The organism is Fontivita pretiosa, assembly GCF_050410795.1.
Taxonomy (GTDB): domain Bacteria; phylum Planctomycetota; class Phycisphaerae; order Tepidisphaerales; family Tepidisphaeraceae; genus Fontivita; species Fontivita pretiosa.
On sequence record NZ_CP191258.1, the window covers coordinates 996,067 to 1,014,752 of the forward strand.

Sequence of the window (18,686 nt, forward strand, 5' to 3'; positions counted from 1 at the left end):
TGGTAATCCTATCGGGAGATGCTCGCCACAAACTCGGCATTGGCACGTGCGTAGGCTTCCGGCACACCGATGTCCCACAGCCGCCCCTCGCTGCGAAAACCGTGCAATCCCTTGCCGATCCAGCTCGGGAAAACCTGCCGCTCCAGCGACATCGCCTGACCCGCCGGAATCTGCGCAATCAGCTCACGCCGCAACAGGTAGATCCCGCCATTTACCCATCCCGGACCCTCGGTCTGCGCCTTCTCCATGAATCGCAGCACACGGCCATCGTCGTCCACCTGCACCCGGCCGTAGCGCCGTGTGTCCGTCACTTCAGTCAGCAGGATCGTCGCCGCCGACTCTCGCGCGGCGTGCCAGACCGCAAACGCGTCCAGCCGCGCGTCGCAGTACGAATCTCCGTTCAGCACCAGCACCGGATCGCTCAGGTCCAGCCTGCTCAGCGCCAGCCGAAGCGCTCCGGCGGTGCCCATCGGCTGCGGCTCCTGTGAATACTCCAGCGCGATCTTGCCGTGATACGAGCTGCCCAGCCGCTGCTGCACCTGCTCGCCCATAAACCCGCACAGCAGCACCGCGCGACGCACACCCTCCAGAACAAGCTGATCCAGCAGATACTCGATGAATGGCCGGCCGCTCACCTCGGCCAGAACCTTGGGCCTGTCAGACACCACGCTGCGCAGCCGCGTGCCCAACCCTCCGGCCAGAATCGCCGCCGTCACCTCCGACAACTCGCTCATGCTTCCGCCGCCACGTTGTTTGGCGCGCCCTTCCCGACACACTCCAGCAGACTACGGCAGATCCGTTGCACATCCTGGCGAGTCAATGTCGCGAACGTCGGCAGGTTCAGCCCGCGCGCCGCCAGCCGCTCTGCCACCGGAAACGCCCGTCCCGCGGCGGCCTGCTGATAAGGCGGGAGCTGATGCATCGGGTACACCACCCTGCGGGTCTCGATGCCTTGCTGCTGAAGCTGCGACATCACCGCGTCGCGCGACGTGTCCAACTGTTCGCCCAGCACCGCCGTGAACATCCACCACACGTGCCGCGCCCAGGGCTTCTCCTGCTGCCAGGTGATCCCTTCCATGCCATCCAGTTCCTGGCGATACCACGACACGACCTCCCGCCGCCGCTGAAGCTGCCAGTCGATCCGCTCGATCTGCGCCAGTCCGATCGCAGCCTGGACGTTGGTCATCCGGTAGTTGTATCCCACCACCGGATGCCAGTAGCGCCGCTGCGGATCCATGCCGTGATTCTTCAGCAGCCGGATCTTCCGCGCCATCGCATCGTCGTTGGTCGTGACCATCCCCCCTTCGCCCGTCGAGATGATCTTGTTGCCGAAGAAGCTGAACGAGCCGATGTGACCGATCGACCCGACTCGCCGGCCATTCACCTGGGCGCCGTGCGCCTGGGCGGCGTCCTCCAGCACCCACAGGTTGTGCCTGGCCGCGATCCTCTGGATCGCCTCCATCTCCGCCGGATGGCCCGCCAGATGCACTGCGATGATCCCCCGCGTCCGCGGAGTGATCATCGCTTCGATCTGCCCGGGATCGATCGTCCAGGTCTGCGGATCCACATCCACAAAGACCGGCCTTGCGCCGCAGTAGACCACGGCGTTGGCGCTGGCGACGAACGTCAGCGTCGGCACGATCACTTCATCCTCCGGCTCCACCCCCAGCGCCAGCAGTGCCAGGTGCAGCGAGACCGTCCCGTTGCAGCAGGTGATCGCGTGCCTCACACCACAGAACTCCGCAAAGGCCTGCTCGAACCGCTCGATGTACTGCCCGGTTGAGGAGATCCACTTCGTCTCCAGGCAATCCAGCACGTACTTCTGCTCGTTGCCGCCCAGTGTCGGCGCGGCCACGGGGATGAAACGCTGGTTGGTCGGATTGGAATCACTCATTTGCGATATTCGCCAGCGCGGCTGACGTGTTGCTTGATAGCCGCTCGGTCTGCGGCGCCGCAGAAGCGGGCGATCGATTCGGATAACGCATCCAGTCCCATTCCAGCAGCCAGCGGTCTTCGTCGTTCAGCGTCAGCCCCGCGGCGCGACGGTAAACAGCCCGGTATGCCCTGGCCGTGCGCTCCCAGTCAAAGTCCCTCACACGCCGATGGCCGCGCTCGATAAGTTGCCGGCGAAGCTCCGCATCGGTGCTCATTCGCGCGATCGCGTCGGCGATCGCCGAGACGCTCCTGGGGTCAAACAGCAGCCCGGCATCGCCGACCTGATCCGGCAACGCCGTGATGTCGGCACTGGCGACAGCAAGCCCTTCCTTCCACGCCTCGTGGATCGGGCAACTGTCCGCCTCGAACAGCGTCGGCAGGATCAGGAATTGCGCCAGCCGATACACCGCCCGAAGATCCTCTTCCGACACGAACCCCAGGAATCTCACCTGCGGCTCCAGCCGCAGCTCGCGCACCCGCTGCTCGATCTTCGGCCAGTGGAACGGATACTTCGACCCCGTGCATACCAGGTTCACCACCATCCCCCGGCGATCGCGCAGCTCCGCGATCGCCTCCAGCAGGCGAAGATGATTCTTGTGCGGCCAGGTCACCGCAGGGTAGAGCATGTACGTCTGCGGCAGCGACAGTCGCCGTCTGGCTTGTTCCAGCCGCTCGGGCTCCAGCGGCGGATAAAACTCCGTCGGCGGCGCCCAGGGAATGATCTGCACTTTCTGCGGGTCCAGACGATAGTGCCGCACAACGTCCTGCTTGATCCATTCCGAGCCGACCACCACCGTATTCGCCAGCTCACAGGCCGTTCGATAGATCGTCTCGCGCAGCGCCAGATCCACAGGACTGAAAAACTGCGGGTAATGCAGGTGCTGCAAATCGTGCGGATTGTAGATCGTCGGCAGGGCGCAGAGCGTGAACGACTGCGTGGGAAAGTGCAGCACGTCGCACCCCAGACTCTCATACAGCCCGTCCGACACCGGCACGCTCGGCCACGCGGACTGCGGCGTGAGCCGACCAACCACGCGACGAATCATCTGCACCGTCGGCTTCAACGCCCGCCTCAGCCTCATCGACAATGGCTGGCTCCCATTGCGATGGGCCTGCCCATTGGTCTGCGCCCAGGGGCTTGCCCCTCTGCGAAGCTCGGCCCGGGTCCGAACCTGCTGATTCGCTCCGCAATACGGTTGGATCCAGTCACGCTGCTCGTTGCGTTCGGCGATCAGCAGGTATCGCTCCGGGCCGTCGAGCTGCCCCAGCGAGCGCACCAATCCCACGGTCGATTGCACGATTCCGCCCGCAACGCCCGGCAGAACGTTGATCTCGATCGCGACTCGGATGGCCTGGTAGCCGTGCTCAGGCATGCTCAACCGCCCGTATCAGTCTGGAACGCAGACCTCTGGCCGCCGCGACGCCGCCACTACCCCGCCACGCGCGCTCAGCAGCCGTATCGCCCACTGGTTGTGCCGCGCTCGCCGCCGCATCGACTCCACGCGACACTTCAGCTCACTCAGCAGCTCAGTCTCATCAGGCTCCCCAAGCGCACGCGATAACTGTGCCACAAGAATATCCGCCTCGAGCTCCGCCGGAAGCACGCTCAGCGCCCAATCCAGATCCCAGCACAGATCCGCCACCTTGTCCGACCGCTTGATCGCTACAAACGGCACACCCTGAATCGCGCTGAACAGGCAGAAGTGGTACCGCATGCTGATCGTCAGGTCGCAGCAGGCGATAATCGACATCATCTGCCGCGGCGAGAAGTACACCGCCGGAGCAATTGCCGCGCGATCCGCGCGGCTCATCCGGCACATCACCCGGCGCGCCGCCGATAGATCGAAGACCTCCTCATCCCGAATCTCGTTGGCCAAAAACAGCACACGCGCCTCGTGCTTCTCGACGATCGCGTCCAGGGCGACGGCGATCTGCTGCGCGATCCGCGGCTGCTGATCGAAAACGTGGTTCTCGTTTACCAGGTTGACCCCGATCAGCCGGCGGGAATCGGCGGCATCGATCCCCCACTCCCGGAGCTGCCCCCGTCCGAAATGAGCAGCCGACGGGTCGATCAGCCACGCCAGATCAGCCGCCACCATGATCGCCTCGGGCGAGGCGCCGTATTCGATCAGTCTCTCGCGGTCATGCTCGCTGCGCACGCTCCAGCATCGCGCTCGCGGCACGATCTCGTGCCTGACGATCCGTACCGACTGCGGACTTCGCAGCGTCTCGGTCCCGATGCCGACGAACCCAAGCGGCACTTTCCACCGATCCACAGATTGCACCAGCGGAGTCAGCTCGCACAGTGGCCAGTCACCCAGTACATCCATGATCGGGGTGCCGCCGACAATCGCGTGCGCATCGGCCCTGAGCTTGGCCAGCCACCGCCGCGGGTCATGACCGACGGTGCGGAAGTACCCGAACGCCGGCTCCACACGCGCGGTGTGCGAGGGATTGCGGCTGGCCACCGACGCCTGCGCGCTCTCCCCCATCCACTGCAGCAGCGCCGCAAAGCCCTGGAGCGTCGCCTCGTCTCCGATGTTCCCGCTGCCGTAAAAGCCGAAGGGCACGACGATTCGCATCAGCTTCGACCGCTCCGCTGGAAGTGGTAAATGATCTGCCGCGTCCAGGTCTGACGAGCCACGACTTCAAAGCCCGCGGCGGCGAACGCCCGCTCGAACTGCTCGGCGGTCAGGTTGTTCATGTACCCGAAGTACCTGCGTCGCAGCAGCTCGCGCAGGCGTGCCATCAGACCGCCCTCGGCAGGCGCCGGATCGAACGACGCCACGCACTGCCGCACGTCCTGCTCCGACAGCCACCTCGCCACACCGGCCACGTCCCGGATGTACTCCAGAACGCCTCCGAACACTGCTACTTGAGGCGAGCATGGCTTAAGGTCCGGCAACGGGCGATGATTCAAATCGCAGACGATCGTGCCCGGACCGCGATCCACCAGATCCGACGGAATATACGTGCAACCGGCGATCAGCAGCCGCTCCAGCGTCCGCCGACCGGCGCCGAATTCGATCACGCGCGAGCCGGCGGGAATCAGCCTCGCCAGCAGCTCGGTCCGCTCATCCCACCAGACGGCCAGGCCCTGAGGCGAAGTCCATCTGCGGTAATCCGCCCGCCCCACCGCCCACATCGCCGCATTCCGCACCACCCGCCAGCCGCGCCCACATGCCGCCACCAGCCTCGCGCCACTTCGCCGCCAGATCGCCCGCGCGAGCCGATACCCCGGCGAAACATACGCCCCGGCCTGATCCGCCTGCATCATGACTCGATCCTCTGCACCGTCCAGGGCAGGCTCATTCTCAGCAGCCCCCCGCGACCGTCGCTGATGTGTCCCCCCGCCCCGCCGGTCTGCTCGATCTGAAATGCCAATCCCTGATCCACCGCAAAGTGCGTGCGAACCATCGGGAAGTCGCATCCAACCGACACGAAATACTGCCCGTAATTCAAAAGCTCCCCCGGCACGGTGCAGCGGCTGACATACACGCCCGGCTCACGCACCAGCTCCTCGCTCTGATCCATGTCCGTCGAGCTCAGCAACACGGTGCCGTCGTGCGCCATCAGCCGCACACCCACACGGAGATTGCTCGTCCGCCGCAGGATTCGATACTGCACTTCGAGCGTGAACGGCCGGCGTACGTCCAGCGTCGGCGTCACCACCCCGTCGCTGCCGCGAACGCGGATCGCCTCCAGACGAATGTACTCCGAACCCGGCGCCTTCTGCCCGTTGTCATGGAACGTTACTTCCCCGGCCTGCTCGGCGCCGCTGCGCAGGTAACTGGCGACAACCGTCTCCGCGTCGCCGCTCTGACGCAATCGTCCGCCATCCAGCCACACCGCCCGACGGCACAGCCGGGTAATCGCGCCCATGTTGTGGCTGACGAACAGAATTGTGCGCCCCTGTCGCGAGACCTGGCTCATCTTCCCAAGGCACTTGCGCTGAAACGATGCATCACCGACCGCCAGCACTTCGTCCACCAGCAGAATCTCCGGCTCCAGATGCGCCGCCACCGCAAACGCCAGCCGAACATACATCCCGCTGGAATAGCGTTTGACCGGCGTATCCAGAAACTGCTCGATCTCCGCGAACTGAACGATCTGGTCGAACTTGGCGGCGATCTCGCGACGCGACATGCCCAGAATCGCCCCATTGAGGTAGATGTTCTCCCGCCCGCTCAGCTCCGGATGAAACCCGGTGCCCACCTCCAGCAGGCTGCCGACCCGGCCATTGAGAATCGCCCGGCCCGTGGTCGGTCGGGTAATCCGCGAGAGAATCTTCAGCAGCGTGCTCTTGCCCGCGCCGTTGCGACCGATCACCCCCACCACTTCGCCAGGTTCAATCCGCAGACTCAGATCCTTCAGCGCCCAGAAATCCTCCACCTGTCCGTCCCCGCCGCCGCTACGCAGCCGACTCAGCCGCCGCAGCGGCGACATCGCCAGGTTGCTCAGGCTTTCGCGCAGCGTGCGGTACGCCGCCACGCCGTGCGAGATGCGGTATCGCTTGCTCAGATTCTCAACGACGATGGCCGGCGTCGATTCGCTCATCGAAAACTTCACTCAGACGATGTCGGCGAAGCTGTCTTCCACCCGGCGGAAGTAGAAGCAGCCAATCACGAACAGCAGCACAAAACTTGCCGCCGACGTGCCCAGCAACGCCCAGGGGATCGGCTCGTTCAGCAGCCCCGCCCGGAACGATGCGATCAGTCCGCACATGGGATTGAGGCTCAGAATCCACGGCGACAGCTCGAGCCTCGACAACGGGGTGTACACCGTGAGCGTCGCGAACAACCAGAACTGGACAAGAAACGGCACCACGTAGCGGAAGTCGCGATACGCCACCATCAACGCCGACAGCAGCACGCCCACCCCCGCCGCGGCCACGCCCAGCAGCACGAACACCAGCGGCACCACCGCCAGCCCGACGCCCGGCACGACGCCCCGCATCAGCATCATCGCCACCAGCAGCACCGAGGCGATCATGAAATCCACCACCGCCGCCCCCACCGCCGCCAGCGGAACCGCCAGCCGCGGGAAATAGACCTTGGTCACCAGCCGCTCGGAGTTCACCACGCTGTTGCCGGCGCTGGCCAGCGCGGTGGCAAAGAACGTCCACGGCAGGATTCCGCTGTAGATGAACAGCGGGTCGTCGGCGCCGGGCACCTTGGCCATCTTCCCAAGCCCAAACCACAGCGCAAAGGTCATCATCGCGGGCTGGATCAGTGCCCAGGCCGCTCCCAGCACGGTCTGTTTGTAGCGGACCTTCACATCGCGCCAGATCAGAAAGTACAGCAGCTCGCGGAAGCGCCACAGTTCCGCCAGATTCAGCGCCTGCCAGCCCCCGCCGGGCGTGATGACCGTCGGCGTCAGGCTCGCCGCCGATACCTTCTGGCCTGCGGCGGCGTCTTGTTTGGGACCGTTGCGGTTCATTTCAGTTCCGCGCGCATCGCCTGGAGCTGGTCGCGCATCCGCGAATCCATCTGCTGTTGGGGCGCCACGCGCTCCAGCTCCGCCAGCGACGCCTTCGCCTGCTCGTATCGCCCCGCCTGGATCAGCGCCTGCGTGCGGCGAATTCGCCACGCCAGGTTGTTCGGATCCAGCTCGATCGCCTGCTTCCATGTTGCCGCCGCCCCCTCGTACTCGCCCATCTTGGCCTGCACGTACGCCAGCGTATCCAGAAAACGCGCACGATCAGGATGTTCAGCCTGTGCGCAGGCGAACTGCGCCAGTTCCATCGCCTCATGCAGATCCCCTCCACGCTGCGCCAGGATTATCGCCAGATTGTTCTTCGCGATCGCCAGGGTCGGGTCGTGCCTGATCGCTCGGCGATAGGCCTGCTCCGCGCCGCGCGGATCGTGCCGTTGCATCAGCCCGCCCAGTATCATCCACTGCCGGGCCGGCACTGCATCGCCCCAGTCCAGCTCGAACATCGCGGCGGACAAGTCCTGCAAGTACCGCCAGGCCGATTCAGCATCCCCGGCCACCGCAGTTCCCTCGGCCAGCAGATTGCACAACTCTCCCACCGCCAGCCGATGCTCGATCGATACGCCCGACGTTTGCTGCGCGGCGGTCAACTGTCGCAGCAGCTCGCGCGCCTGCTGCCAGTGGGCAGCGGCGCTGGTTCGCCTGGCCAGATCCTGCCACCCGCGCGCCAGGCTGAGCTGCTCATCGATCGTCTCCGCCGGGATATGCTCGGCAAGCTGCGAAAGCCACTCGCCGGCCACCTGCGGCCCGGGCAGGTGCTGCGACGCCAGCCAGATCCATGCTGCCCTGGCCGATGCCGATCCGGGCAGCAGCGGTCGCAGTTGCGCCTCGGCCGCCTGCACCTGCCCCGCCTGCACCTGTGCCCGCAGCAGCAGCCCCGCCAGCGGCTGTTCCAGTTGCCCGTTGGCGAACGCGCGCGGGGCATACGGGGCCAGTTGCCGCACCGCCGCCGGCGCATCATTGACATGCAGATACGCTGTAGCCAGCGCCAAATCCGCCGCCAGCGCATCGTCCCCCAGCCGCGCCCGCCACTGCGTCGCCGCCGGGATCACTTCTGCCCACCGACCGGCTCGCGACAGCGCCTCGACCGCCAGTTGCGCCGGCTGCGGATCGCCGGGAAACATCCGCATCGTCCGCAGCGCCGTCTCCACCGCCTCCTGATCGCGCCCAATCGACATCGCCAGCCGCGTCACCAGGTCCTGAAGCGGACGAAGCTGTGGCGTGCGGTCGGCGATCGGGCGCAGCTTCCGCAGCACCCCCGACGCCGTCTGGCCCTGCTCCAGTCCCGCTTGCACAACGCTCAGCGCTTCGGCCGCGGATTGCTCGTATTCCGGGGCTTCCAGGATCGCCGTGACCAGCTCCCGCACCGCGGGCATCGTCGCTGCCACCGACCACACCTTGCGAATCGTATTCGCCTGCCGATTCATCGCCGCGAATGATGGATCATCCGCAAAGCGCCCGCCCGCCTGGGCACTGGCCGCCAGCGCCGCCTCCAACCCGCCGTCACGAAGCTGCGCCGCGATCAACCGCTTATGGATGCGGCGATCGTCCGGGAACTTCCTGACCGCCTCGGTGAGCCGCGCCAGCGCTGCGCCCCGATCGCCTCGACGCTCCAGGTATTCGGCCCGAAGCAGCTCCGTGCTCCCATCCGCAGACGGCAGGCTGTCCAGACGCATCAGCAGCTCATCGCCGCTGCGCCGATCACCGCGCTGGGCGTAGTAGTCGGCCACAAAGGCAATCGTCTCAGCCGACGGCACCGACAGCAGCTTGCGGCAGTACTCCTCGCTGAGGATCCCGCGGCGACGGTAGAGCCTGGCCAGCTCCAGATCCACGTCGGGCGATCGATCGTCCGCCGTCATCCGCTCCTGCGCCAGCCTTTGTTCCAGATCTTTCAGCAGTGCGATGGCGCGATCGGTTTCTCCACGTTGCCCCAGCAGCCGCGCCACCGTTCGCCACTGCCACTCGTCACTGGACGCCGCGCTGGCGCTTCGCAGATTCTGCTCCAGGCGATCCAGATGCGGTTTGGCCTGCTCAAACAGCCCGCGCGACTGAAGCAGGCCCACCAGCCGGATCGCCACGGCGTTGGCAGAGGGATCCATCTGCACCGCCGCGGTCAACTGCTCGATCGCCTCGCGCTGCTGACCCAGCCGCAGCATGCACTCGGCCAGCAGCAGCCTGGCGCGCTGGACATTCGGAGCGCGCTGACACAGGTCGCTCAGCGCCGCGGCGGCGGTCGCCAGTGCCGACGTTGCGGCGTTGCGATCTCCGCTCAGCGCCGTCTCCACGTTCAGTTCCGCATCCGCCAGACGCCACCTCAGCCCGTCCTCCCCGATGAGCCGGGCGAGCCGATCAATCGCGCGACGGCGAAACGCGCGATCAGGACGCACCGATGCCGCCGCCAGCGCAAGCTGCTGAAGCTGCGCGTCCTGTGGATGGGCATCGGCCAGCCCCACCCACTCCGCCGCGGCCTGCGACTGCCGCCCGGCCAGCTCGAGCAGGCGCGCCCTGGCCAGCCGCCACTGACGCGTGTCCCGCTGCTTCGGATCGGGAGGCTGGAGCATTCCCATGGCCTGGGCAAGGTCACCGCCGCGAAGCGCCCGCACCGCCAGCTCGTACGCCAGCTCCGCCGTATGGCCCAGATGTTTCTCGTAACTTTCCAGACATTGACGCTCCAGATCCTCCTGGCCTGTGCGGGCACTGAGCCTGGCCAGCTCCAGCATCGCCTGCCCGTCCCACTCGCCTGCATCGCGCCGGAGCGTCGAGCGGATCACATCGGCGGCCTGAGAGTTTCTGCCCGCCTCCACCAGCAGCGCCACCTGCACGACGATCAGTTCCGGATCCTGCCTGAGCGTTTGCAGAGCCTGCTCGTGCTGGCGCAGGGCCGTTTCCACATCCAGCTCGTGATTGCGGACGCGCTGGAGCATCACCCGTCCCATCGCGCGCAGCGCCTGGGGATCGCCGGGCAGACGCCGCAAGGCCTCCTGCGCTGCCGCCTGCGCGTGAGTTGTTCGTCCCGCTGCCGCGAGCAGCCTGGCCATCCGCGCCGCCGGCGCCGGCCATCCGGGAGCCAGTCCCGCTGTCGTGCGCCACTGATTCAGCGCCGCCTCCAGCTCGCCTGCACGCTCGTACGCATCGCCAAGGTAACAGCGGAAGTAGGCGTTGTCGCGCTGGAGTCGCAGTCCCTGCCGGCAAGCGTCGATCAGTCGCGCCTCGGCCTGGGCGCCCGCTGCGTCGGACAAATACAGCGCTTCGATGATCTGGGCCCAAACTCCGGCCAGAAGATCGCGCTGGCTGCGTCGCTGCCGCAGCGCCTCGAGCACTGCCCGTGCCTGGTCATCGCGTTTCAGCTCCAGCGCCGCCATGCCGCGCAGCGCCAGAAGCTCCACGTCGGTAGCGCGATCGTCCAGCCGCAGTTGCGACAGCCGTCGGTAAACCTGTTCGTAGCGACCTGCGCGGAACAGGCGGTTGACGATCGCCTGCTCGAGCTGGGCGTCGCCCCCGCTGCTGTCCGCCGCCCGTTCCAGAACCTCAAGTGCCTGCTCATGCCGCCCCATCGCCGTGAGTTGTCCGGACAACGCCGTGATGAAGTCGTGATCGCGGATCGGGTTGGCCGCCGCGGCGCTGATGAATTCCATCGCCCGCTGCTCGTCCCCCGCCATCGCCCAGGCCACGCCCTCCAGCAGATCGAACCGCGGATCGCCGCCATGTCTTTCGCGCAGCTCCCGGGCGCGGGCGACGATCCGCCCTGCCGTATCCCGGGCGTTGGCGCCTGCGCCCAGGCCGAGCTGACGCATCAGGCTCAGCGTGAAGATCTGTTGCGTCACATCGAAGGGGCGAAGCTCGTTGTACCGCCGGGATACAGGCAACGCCTGCTCATACCGCCGCAGCCGTCCCAGCGCCGTCGCCCTCGCCCGCAGGCTCACGGCGTCGTCATCGCGGCAGTGCTCCGTGTCGCGCAGGACTTCCGTCATGAAACCGGCACGCAGACACAGCTCCAGAAGTTCGGCCCGGGCCTCGGCGTGATCCGGCTTCAGCTCCAGCAGCCGCCGCAACAGCGCCATGGCCTGGGCGACATGCTTGTCATTGATTTCGCCAACCCGCGCGCGGGCCCTGGCGTAGGCGAACAGCGCCTGCGGGTCGTCGGGATTCCGCTGGAGAAACGGCCCGACCTTGTGCATCGCGGTGAAATAGTCCCCCGCCTCCAGCGCCGCGTAACCCTCGTCGCGGTCACGCACAATCTTCGCCGCTATCTGCGCCTGGCGCAGCTTCACCACCACCGCCCCGGCCAGCAACAGCGCCACCACCACGCCCGCCAGCAGCAGCAGTCGGCGACAGGTTTTGCTCCGGATGTTCATGGATCAAGCAGCAGGCGACGACTTACCGCCACAGCACCACCTGAATCGTCTTGAACAGGATGTACAGATCCAGCCCCCAACCGGCGCGCTGGACGTATTCCAGGTCGTAGCGGATCCACTCCTGGAAGTCGCATCCCTCCTGTCTCGTGCGTTTGACCTGCCACAATCCGGTGATGCCTGGACGTACGCTGAGCCTGGCCTCTCGCCAGGGAGGGCAGAACTGGTTTTCCCTCCTCGGGCTGGGGCGCGGGCCCACCACCGACATCTGTCCCAGCAGAACATTGATGAACTGCGGCAGCTCGTCGATGTTCCATCGCCTGATGAACTGCCCCACACGCGTGGTGCGCGGATCGTGCGGAAGCCAGAATTGCGGGCCGTCCGCATGGTTCTGTTCCGCCAGTGCCTGCCTGGCCTGCTCGGCATCCTTGCGCATCGAGCGAAACTTGATGCAGGCAAACTCGCGCCCGCCGACAGTCTCGCGGCGGTGCAGGAAGAAAAACGGCCGCCCATCCTCCAGCCAGATCGCCAGCAGCACCGCTGCATAGACCGGCAGGCTCAACACGATCATCGCCAGCGAGAACACGATGTCGAACAGGCGTTTGGAGATGGCATAGAAGGAGAATCGCCGATGGTGTCGGCTGATCGCCCGGGCCAGCGCCGCGGTCTGCGACTGAAGCGTGGCCTGCGTCAGGGAGCTGACCAGCGCCGCGGGAAGCCCCGGGACACCCGCCGACGGATCCAGCTCCGACCACACCGGCTCCGCCGCCGCCGGACGACACTCCGGCAAGTCCCACAGCGCCGCTGGTCCAAGCACGCTGGACTCCGGCGGCAGCGAACGCCCGGCCCCCAGCCACGCCGGGCCGACGATCCGCACTGACGGATCCAGCTTCACATCCTCGAATGCCCACACGCCAGGCCCCACCCGACGCACCCGCGGCAGGGTTGCATTTGGCTGTGGCCAGCTCTGAATCAACTCATGCACGAATTGCTCCAGCTCGCGAGGATCGTCGCGGTCAAACGTCCGGCCCACGATGCTCAGCGTTTCGCGACGGCTGTTCCGCTGACGCAACAGATCGCGGAGCTGTCGCCAGAACTGACGGCATTCCCCACACGACTGCCAGAATTGGGCTATCGCTCGATCCCGAGTAAGCGCCACCCTCGCAAGCCTGGGCTTGTCCGCGCCGTAATTGCGACGGAAGCCCAGGAATCGCCCGGACTCGTCGGTCACCACCGTCTCGCGATACCCACCCTGCTGTGGCCCGTGTATCCGAACGAACAGCACTTGCGGTTTGACCCAGCAGATCGTGTCGATCAGTTCCCGCAACCGGAAGATCGCCAGCGTGCGCGCGTCGGTCAGCAGGTATAATTCCGGATCCAGCGCAATCGGGCGATGAGCGTCCACCGGTCGGACCACGCATACGCCACGCGACGCCCAGAAATGATCATGCAGTTGCACCGGCGTCAGGCCCCAGATGGTTGGCGCATCCTGCCCGGTTCTGCGCGACGCCGCCGCCGGTTCAGCGCCGACATCGGGCACACCCGCCAGCACTTTTTCAGACATGGGATTCATCGCTTGTCATGAATGCCGGGCGCCGCGGCATCCGGACGCTGCTGGACCGGAGTATGCGCGCCGGGCGTGGTCGGGGCGTGTTGCTCGGCTTCAGCTTCGGCCACGGCACAGGCGATTGGCCCAAGCCGGCGAACCCAGTGTCGTGTGGTGGGGCCGCGCCCTGTCGGCGTTGCCGGGCTCCCGGCACCCGCCCCCGTGACGCAGGAATCGGCCGCCGACGGCAACTGCCGCGCCGACGCCGCGCTGACCGATCCGCTGTAGGTCGAGCGTCGGATGTCTTCCACCTTGGCGCGATTGAACACGATCCCCTCGATCTGCGCGTTCATCGTCGCCAGGTAGCGGATGGCGTTGTGCGCCAGATTCCGATCCGCGCCTCGCGACACCGTCAACACCACCCCGTCCACTTCCGAGGCCACCACCGCCGCTTCCAGGCTGCCCAGCACCGGACCGGTGTCTACCAGAACGGTGTCGTAGTGCCGCGCCGCCTCGTCCAGAATCGATCCGACCATCGCCGGTGAGAGCTGCGAGCTGAAGCGATGGTCATCCACGCCCAGCGGCAGAAGATGCAGGTTGCGAGTTCCCGTGCTCACGATGCAGTCGCCCAACACCTCGCCCTTGATCACGCCCGAGAGCCCGGCCCTCATCCGCCTCTGCTTCAGCAGCGCCCGATCCAGCACTTCACTGCTGATCAGCCGCTGCCCGAGCAGCACTTCGCCCAGCGGGCGTCGCAGGCGCTGCGATTCCTCCAGAGCCGCGCCCAGTTGCTCTTCGGTGATTCGCCGCTCGCGCAGCAGGATCTGTCCCAGTCGCCGGGAACCCGACGGAATCAGCCGCGACGTCAGGCCGCCTCCCTGCATGTCACAGTCGATCAGCAGGGTCTTTGAGCCGCTGGCGGCGAAGGACATGCCCAGGGCGATGGTCAGGCTGGTTTTGCCATCGCCGGGCGAAGGGCTGGTCACCGACAGCACACGATGCCCGCTCGTGTTCTGCTGAATCTGAAGCAGCGTGCGGATCTGATGCACGCAATGCGCCGCGATCGACGACTGCTCCGGATCCGACAGGTCCTCCGGAAGCGCCGGCAACACCCCCAGCACTCGATTGGCCTGGGGGAGCCTGGCCTCGGCGTCGGCGATGCGGTGCAGGCGGCGATCCAGCAGCCCCAGCAGCAGCACAATCCCGACTCCCAGCCCGCCCAGCGCCATGCCCCCAGCGGCGGCGACGGGCAATCGCCGATCCTTGTCAGGTCCGAGCGGCGGCTCGGCATAGCTGATGATGCTCAATCGCTCCCCGGCGCTGGCTTCCACCTGAAGCTTCTCGATCAGCGAGCGCGTCTCGTCCAGGTCCGTCTGGAGCTTGGCCGCCTCCTGTCGCAACGCCTCGATCTGCACGTTTTTCCGCCCCAGCTCCAGCGTCTCGGCCTTGATCTTGTCATGCAGCTCGCGAATGCGGCGTTCGTTCTCGCGAAGTGACTCCAGGCTCTGCATCGCCAGTGGCGCGATCGGCAGCCCCGCCGGGGCGATGCGAACTTCCTGCTGGAGCGTGCGAATGTCTTTCTCGAGCTGGTCCAGCCAGGCGCGGGTCTTGACCACCTGCGGATGATTGGCCCCCAGGCTCAATTCCAGTTGGCGGAGGTTGGCGCGTTCGGCGGCAGCGCGGCGGAGATACTCATTCATCAGCGCCTCGCCCATCGCCGGGTCCGTGCGGGCGGGGTCTGCATCTGGCTTGGGCTGCGGGCCGTGGTTGCCGAGCTGCGCCTCCCCGGCCGCCAGCGCCAGCTCCGCCAGCCTCAATTGCGACACGACCTTGTTCAGCTCCTCGAGATTGAACTCATAGATCTTCTGAAGCGCGGTCGAGCCGTACTGATTGCCGATCGCCAGAATCGCGTCGTTTTTCAGTTTCAACTCCGCTTCCAGTCGCGAGCGGCGCTCCTCGAGTTTCTCCATCCGCCCGGCGTAGCGCTCGCTGTCCTGGTCCTCGAATCGCCGGGCATACGCGTCGATCAAGGCGTTGACCGCGCGATAGGTCGCCTCGGGCTGCTCGTCGGTGAACTCGATGTTGATCATCTCCCCGCGGCAGGAGACGTCCAGCTTGCCCAAAAAGTCCTGCACCATCGCCTGCGTGTGCGGGCGACCCAGATCCTTCCAGCGGGGATCTTCCATGGCCAGCTCGATCATGCGCGGCGTGCGGATGAGCACGACCTGCGCTTCCATGAAGGCCGGGAACATGGGAATCATCTGGGTCCGATCGGTGTCGTACATGATTTTTTCGACGTACGGCCGGATGCGGACCATGCCCATGCTGCGATACTTGGGCTTGATGGCGTTGTAGCCAATGCCCGCGCCGACGATCATGCCGATCATTGCCAGCAGAATCGCCAGCCAGTAACGCCCGCGCAGCAGCGAATGCACCACCAGCAGCAGGTTGAGCGGGTTGGCCTGCTGTTGCGGAGGCGCCACCAGCAATCCCGCCTGAGCTTGCGGGGGCTCGCCCACCACCATGCCGCCGCCGCGGACATCGGCTCCGCCGCTGGAAGTGTTGCCGATCGACATGGCGGTACTGCTCGTGCTGTCTGAAATCGGCCTGGAACTGTTCGTTCCCATCGTCAATCCCTTTCTGTGCGGCTGTGCGACTGTGCTGCCGCCCGTTCGCGCGCGGCAGGAGCGGAACAGATGGCGTCGATCAGGTTGGAGCATGCCTGCACCGCCACGGTCGCAAATTCGGCACGATCCTTCGCCGAATAGGTATCATCGAAGACCAACTGGACCTGCGCTGCGCCCAAGAAGACGCGGTCTCGCCGGCGCGAGACCTGCTCGAGCTGCTCCAGATCGCGGCAGGTGCTTGCATCCGGCAGGATCATGAAATTCTCCACCACGATCCTCTTGGTCACACCGAGCTGTTCGGCGCTGAACACGTAGCTGGTCGCATGAATGGTCAGATCGCCAACCTGGCGGTCTACCGCCTGCGCGCTCTGCTGCGTCCACCCCTGCGCCGGGTAGCAGATCGGCGGATAATGTCCGAGCATGTCGCGCACGTCCCGACAGTGCACCAGCAGCAGATTGAATCTGCGGGGCAGGTCCGGCTCGGCGGAATCGCCGGGAGCGGCGCTGATCCGCCGAACCTGCCGGGAGATGATCGCGTTGGGTTTCAGCAGCGTTACGGCCCCGGGCGGCTCGGGATTTTCGGTCAGCAACCACGGACCAACGCAGACTGGCAGCGTTTGCGCCGCGGCGCGGATGCGGGCGTGATAGGTACCGACATCCGGCGGCGGCGATCGAAGCATCGCCCGCTCCATCCAGATACCCGCCAGCAACGCCGCCGTTGCCGCGGCGGGCCAGAAACCGCCGCACCGCCGCTTGTCCGCCCACCGCCTGGACTGCTGGCTGTTACTCATATGCCAGACGCAACATCGTCACCGGAACCCGCGCCCAGCGCAGAATCCGCACGATCCCCATCAGCATCAAAAACGCCACGAACAGCATCACCCATCCGCTGATGCTGTGGAATCGGGCCGCCGCGATCGACGGATAATGCCCGTAGATCCACACTGTCGGCGTCAGGCGGATGACGTTGCAAATCACGGCACACAGGGGCGCAGCCAGCAGGACGATCGCCCGCACGTAGCCGCGCAGCGGGGTGGCGAAGGCGAATGCATAGCAGACCAGCCCCAGCGCCAGGACCATGCGCAGCCCGTTGCACGCCTCGGCAATCGCCACATCCACACCGTTGATCCGCAGCACGCTGCCTGAGCGATCCACCAGCACACCCAGCAGCTCCAGAAGCTGCTGCGTCGCCTGCGCGGTGATGGTCTGAAGCGGCACGGCGATCTGCTGTCGCAGCCGTCCGGGAAATGGAACCATGAACAACAGCACGACGAACGCAGGCAGCAGATCCAGAAGGAGTTGAGCTCCTGTCAGCGACAGCAGCGCTCCGACGGCGACCACGATCGCTCCAGCGTGCCAGACCGACTGCCACTGGAAGTTGTCGCCGACGATCGACATGCCCCAGCCCGCGGCGACCAGCAGCGGCCCGACCCACTGTCCGCGGACATGACAGTGCCGCAGACGCCCGCGACGCACCCATGCCAGCCATGCCGCCACCAGCGGCACGAGAATCGCGTGGCTGGCTTCCTCGTCGCGCATCGCCAGGTGAAACATGTCCCCCCAGGCGTCGCCGCTCGCCAGCACGCCCGCGGCGCAAAAGATCACCGCCAGTATGATTCGCCACCTGCTCCACCCGTTGCGCAGTCGCAGTCGCAACATTGTCGCGAATCAGTCTTGCAGCCGTGCAGGGTTGGATGAAGCCTGCGGCCGGATCGTTGGGGTTGTCTTCCGCTCAGACATCCGCAGTGAGCAGTCGATCCACACAAACCTGCTCACGTCGTACCACAGCGCCTGGGCAGACGACGCATCGAGCCACGATCGCGCCGCGCTCGACACGTGCTCCGCGAAGCACCACCGAATCGTGGATGCGCGCCGATGCATCCACCTCGGCTCCGGGTTCGACGATGCGAAACACCGGCTGCCAGTCCTCCACGAACGCGTGCGGCCGGGCCGACTGCGGATCGCCCGGGCTGTGCAGGTGGTATGCCCGCAGGGCCGACAGGTAGTCGGCGCAGGTTCTTACGGGCATGGCGATTCGTCTGGGACGATGCAGCACCTTGACGGTCGCCTGGCGTGCGATGATGGGCAGCGCCTGTTCCTTCAGATCGATGAATCCGACGCGCGGAATCACGCGCAGGCTTCCGCACCGCGCCAGCAGCACATCGCCGCACGCCCCCTGCTCCTGCGCCGCCAGCGACACTTCCGCCCCGGTCGCCTCCAGCCCCGCCAGAAGGTGTGCCAGCGGCTCGAAAAGAATCTGATTGGCATTGGCGACGGCGATGAAATCGTCATCGGCATAGGCTTCGGCGATATCGCGCAACAGTCCGCCGGTACCGCGCATCTCGTATGGATCGTGTTCAAGACTGACGGCGACGCGAAAGGCGTCGGGCCTCGGACGGGGCACCGCGCTGTTGGTGATCACGCGCATCGACAGCCGCGGCAGACCCGCATATGCGACTTCCATCGCCGCCTGCGCCTGCCAGAGGTCCAGCAGTGAATGCGCTGAATCAATGGGAAGATCCAGCAGCGATCGTCGCACCGCTTCGACGAACTCCGACGATCTCACTCCCCCGCCCAATAGAATCAGCGCCCGCAGCCGCAACAGCACGCGTGCAGACGGCTGATGCTTGAACAGTGCTGCCCCCCGGCCGGATCCGGCTTTGGATCCTTCGTCCAGAGGACGAATACCCGGACCATTTGAGATTGTCTGGCTCATCGTTCCTTCTTCCCTTG

The 18,686-nt window shown here is 66.0% G+C and carries 13 protein-coding genes; all 13 read right to left on the reverse strand.

Annotated features, from left to right (window positions below; all coding sequences use genetic code 11):
• Positions 1 to 8: 8 nt before the first annotated feature.
• The 13 genes from ACQS5P_RS03925 to ACQS5P_RS03985 all read right to left on the reverse strand — a co-directional run bounded on the left by ACQS5P_RS03925 (position 9) and on the right by ACQS5P_RS03985 (position 18,669).
• A complete protein-coding gene (locus ACQS5P_RS03925) occupies positions 9 to 734 on the reverse strand; it encodes a nucleotidyltransferase family protein (protein WP_428939601.1) in 726 nt (241 codons plus the stop codon).
• A complete protein-coding gene (locus ACQS5P_RS03930) occupies positions 731 to 1,894 on the reverse strand; it encodes a DegT/DnrJ/EryC1/StrS family aminotransferase (RefSeq protein WP_428939602.1) in 1,164 nt (387 codons plus the stop codon). The genes ACQS5P_RS03925 and ACQS5P_RS03930 overlap by 4 nt, the downstream gene beginning before the upstream one ends.
• Positions 1,887 to 3,308, reverse strand: coding sequence for a glycosyltransferase family 4 protein (locus tag ACQS5P_RS03935; protein WP_428939603.1), 1,422 nt, complete (start codon positions 3,306 to 3,308; stop codon positions 1,887 to 1,889). The genes ACQS5P_RS03930 and ACQS5P_RS03935 overlap by 8 nt, the downstream gene beginning before the upstream one ends.
• A gap of 15 nt (positions 3,309 to 3,323) precedes the next feature.
• Positions 3,324 to 4,517 (reverse strand): polysaccharide pyruvyl transferase family protein, encoded by a 1,194-nt coding sequence (locus tag ACQS5P_RS03940; protein WP_428939604.1) that lies wholly within the window; start codon positions 4,515 to 4,517, stop codon positions 3,324 to 3,326.
• Positions 4,517 to 5,212 carry a methyltransferase domain-containing protein gene (locus ACQS5P_RS03945; RefSeq protein ID WP_428939605.1) on the reverse strand — a complete coding sequence of 232 codons (696 nt, stop codon included), beginning with the start codon at positions 5,210 to 5,212 and terminating at the stop codon, positions 4,517 to 4,519. The genes ACQS5P_RS03940 and ACQS5P_RS03945 overlap by 1 nt, the downstream gene beginning before the upstream one ends.
• Positions 5,209 to 6,492: an ABC transporter ATP-binding protein gene (locus tag ACQS5P_RS03950; protein ID WP_428939606.1), complete on the reverse strand. Its 1,284-nt coding sequence runs from the start codon at positions 6,490 to 6,492 to the stop codon at positions 5,209 to 5,211. Before ACQS5P_RS03950 ends, ACQS5P_RS03945 begins: the two co-directional genes overlap by 4 nt.
• Positions 6,493 to 6,504: 12 nt before the next feature.
• Complete coding sequence (locus ACQS5P_RS03955; protein ID WP_428939607.1) at positions 6,505 to 7,374, reverse strand: ABC transporter permease; 870 nt, start codon at positions 7,372 to 7,374, stop codon at positions 6,505 to 6,507.
• Positions 7,371 to 11,783 carry a tetratricopeptide repeat protein gene (locus tag ACQS5P_RS03960; protein WP_428939608.1) on the reverse strand — a complete coding sequence of 1,471 codons (4,413 nt, stop codon included), beginning with the start codon at positions 11,781 to 11,783 and terminating at the stop codon, positions 7,371 to 7,373. Before ACQS5P_RS03960 ends, ACQS5P_RS03955 begins: the two co-directional genes overlap by 4 nt.
• A 22-nt stretch (positions 11,784 to 11,805) precedes the next feature.
• On the reverse strand, positions 11,806 to 13,344 hold the full coding sequence (locus ACQS5P_RS03965) for a sugar transferase (protein WP_428939609.1): 1,539 nt from the start codon (positions 13,342 to 13,344) through the stop codon (positions 11,806 to 11,808).
• 5 nt (positions 13,345 to 13,349) lie between these two features.
• The gene (locus ACQS5P_RS03970; protein ID WP_428939610.1) at positions 13,350 to 15,953 is read right to left on the reverse strand and encodes a polysaccharide biosynthesis tyrosine autokinase; all 2,604 of its coding nucleotides are present in this window, start codon (positions 15,951 to 15,953) and stop codon (positions 13,350 to 13,352) included.
• Positions 15,954 to 15,955: 2 nt separating this feature from the next.
• Positions 15,956 to 16,744, reverse strand: a complete 789-nt coding sequence (locus ACQS5P_RS03975) for an exosortase-associated EpsI family protein (protein ID WP_428939611.1) — start codon at positions 16,742 to 16,744, stop codon at positions 15,956 to 15,958.
• Positions 16,737 to 17,612, reverse strand: coding sequence for an exosortase/archaeosortase family protein (locus ACQS5P_RS03980; RefSeq protein ID WP_428939612.1), 876 nt, complete (start codon positions 17,610 to 17,612; stop codon positions 16,737 to 16,739). The genes ACQS5P_RS03975 and ACQS5P_RS03980 overlap by 8 nt, the downstream gene beginning before the upstream one ends.
• 73 nt (positions 17,613 to 17,685) lie before the next feature.
• Positions 17,686 to 18,669: a hypothetical protein gene (locus ACQS5P_RS03985; protein WP_428939613.1), complete on the reverse strand. Its 984-nt coding sequence runs from the start codon at positions 18,667 to 18,669 to the stop codon at positions 17,686 to 17,688.
• Positions 18,670 to 18,686: the final 17 nt, after the last annotated feature.

Excerpts from the sequence above, each read along its gene's own strand:
- ACQS5P_RS03975 (WP_428939611.1), bottom strand. The coding sequence starts at position 16,744 with ATGAGTAACAGCCAGCAGTCCAGGCGGTGGGCGGACAAGCGGCGGTGC.
- ACQS5P_RS03950 (WP_428939606.1), bottom strand. The coding sequence starts at position 6,492 with ATGAGCGAATCGACGCCGGCCATCGTCGTTGAGAATCTGAGCAAGCGA.
- ACQS5P_RS03935 (WP_428939603.1), bottom strand. The coding sequence starts at position 3,308 with ATGCCTGAGCACGGCTACCAGGCCATCCGAGTCGCGATCGAGATCAAC.
- ACQS5P_RS03930 (WP_428939602.1), bottom strand. The coding sequence starts at position 1,894 with ATGAGTGATTCCAATCCGACCAACCAGCGTTTCATCCCCGTGGCCGCG.
- ACQS5P_RS03955 (WP_428939607.1), bottom strand. The coding sequence starts at position 7,374 with ATGAACCGCAACGGTCCCAAACAAGACGCCGCCGCAGGCCAGAAGGTA.
- ACQS5P_RS03980 (WP_428939612.1), bottom strand. The coding sequence starts at position 17,612 with ATGTTGCGACTGCGACTGCGCAACGGGTGGAGCAGGTGGCGAATCATA.
- ACQS5P_RS03960 (WP_428939608.1), bottom strand. The coding sequence starts at position 11,783 with ATGAACATCCGGAGCAAAACCTGTCGCCGACTGCTGCTGCTGGCGGGC.
- ACQS5P_RS03940 (WP_428939604.1), bottom strand. The coding sequence starts at position 4,517 with ATGCGAATCGTCGTGCCCTTCGGCTTTTACGGCAGCGGGAACATCGGA.
- ACQS5P_RS03965 (WP_428939609.1), bottom strand. The coding sequence starts at position 13,344 with ATGTCTGAAAAAGTGCTGGCGGGTGTGCCCGATGTCGGCGCTGAACCG.
- ACQS5P_RS03985 (WP_428939613.1), bottom strand. The coding sequence starts at position 18,669 with ATGAGCCAGACAATCTCAAATGGTCCGGGTATTCGTCCTCTGGACGAA.
- ACQS5P_RS03925 (WP_428939601.1), bottom strand. The coding sequence starts at position 734 with ATGAGCGAGTTGTCGGAGGTGACGGCGGCGATTCTGGCCGGAGGGTTG.
- ACQS5P_RS03970 (WP_428939610.1), bottom strand. The coding sequence starts at position 15,953 with ATGGGAACGAACAGTTCCAGGCCGATTTCAGACAGCACGAGCAGTACC.
- ACQS5P_RS03945 (WP_428939605.1), bottom strand. The coding sequence starts at position 5,212 with ATGATGCAGGCGGATCAGGCCGGGGCGTATGTTTCGCCGGGGTATCGG.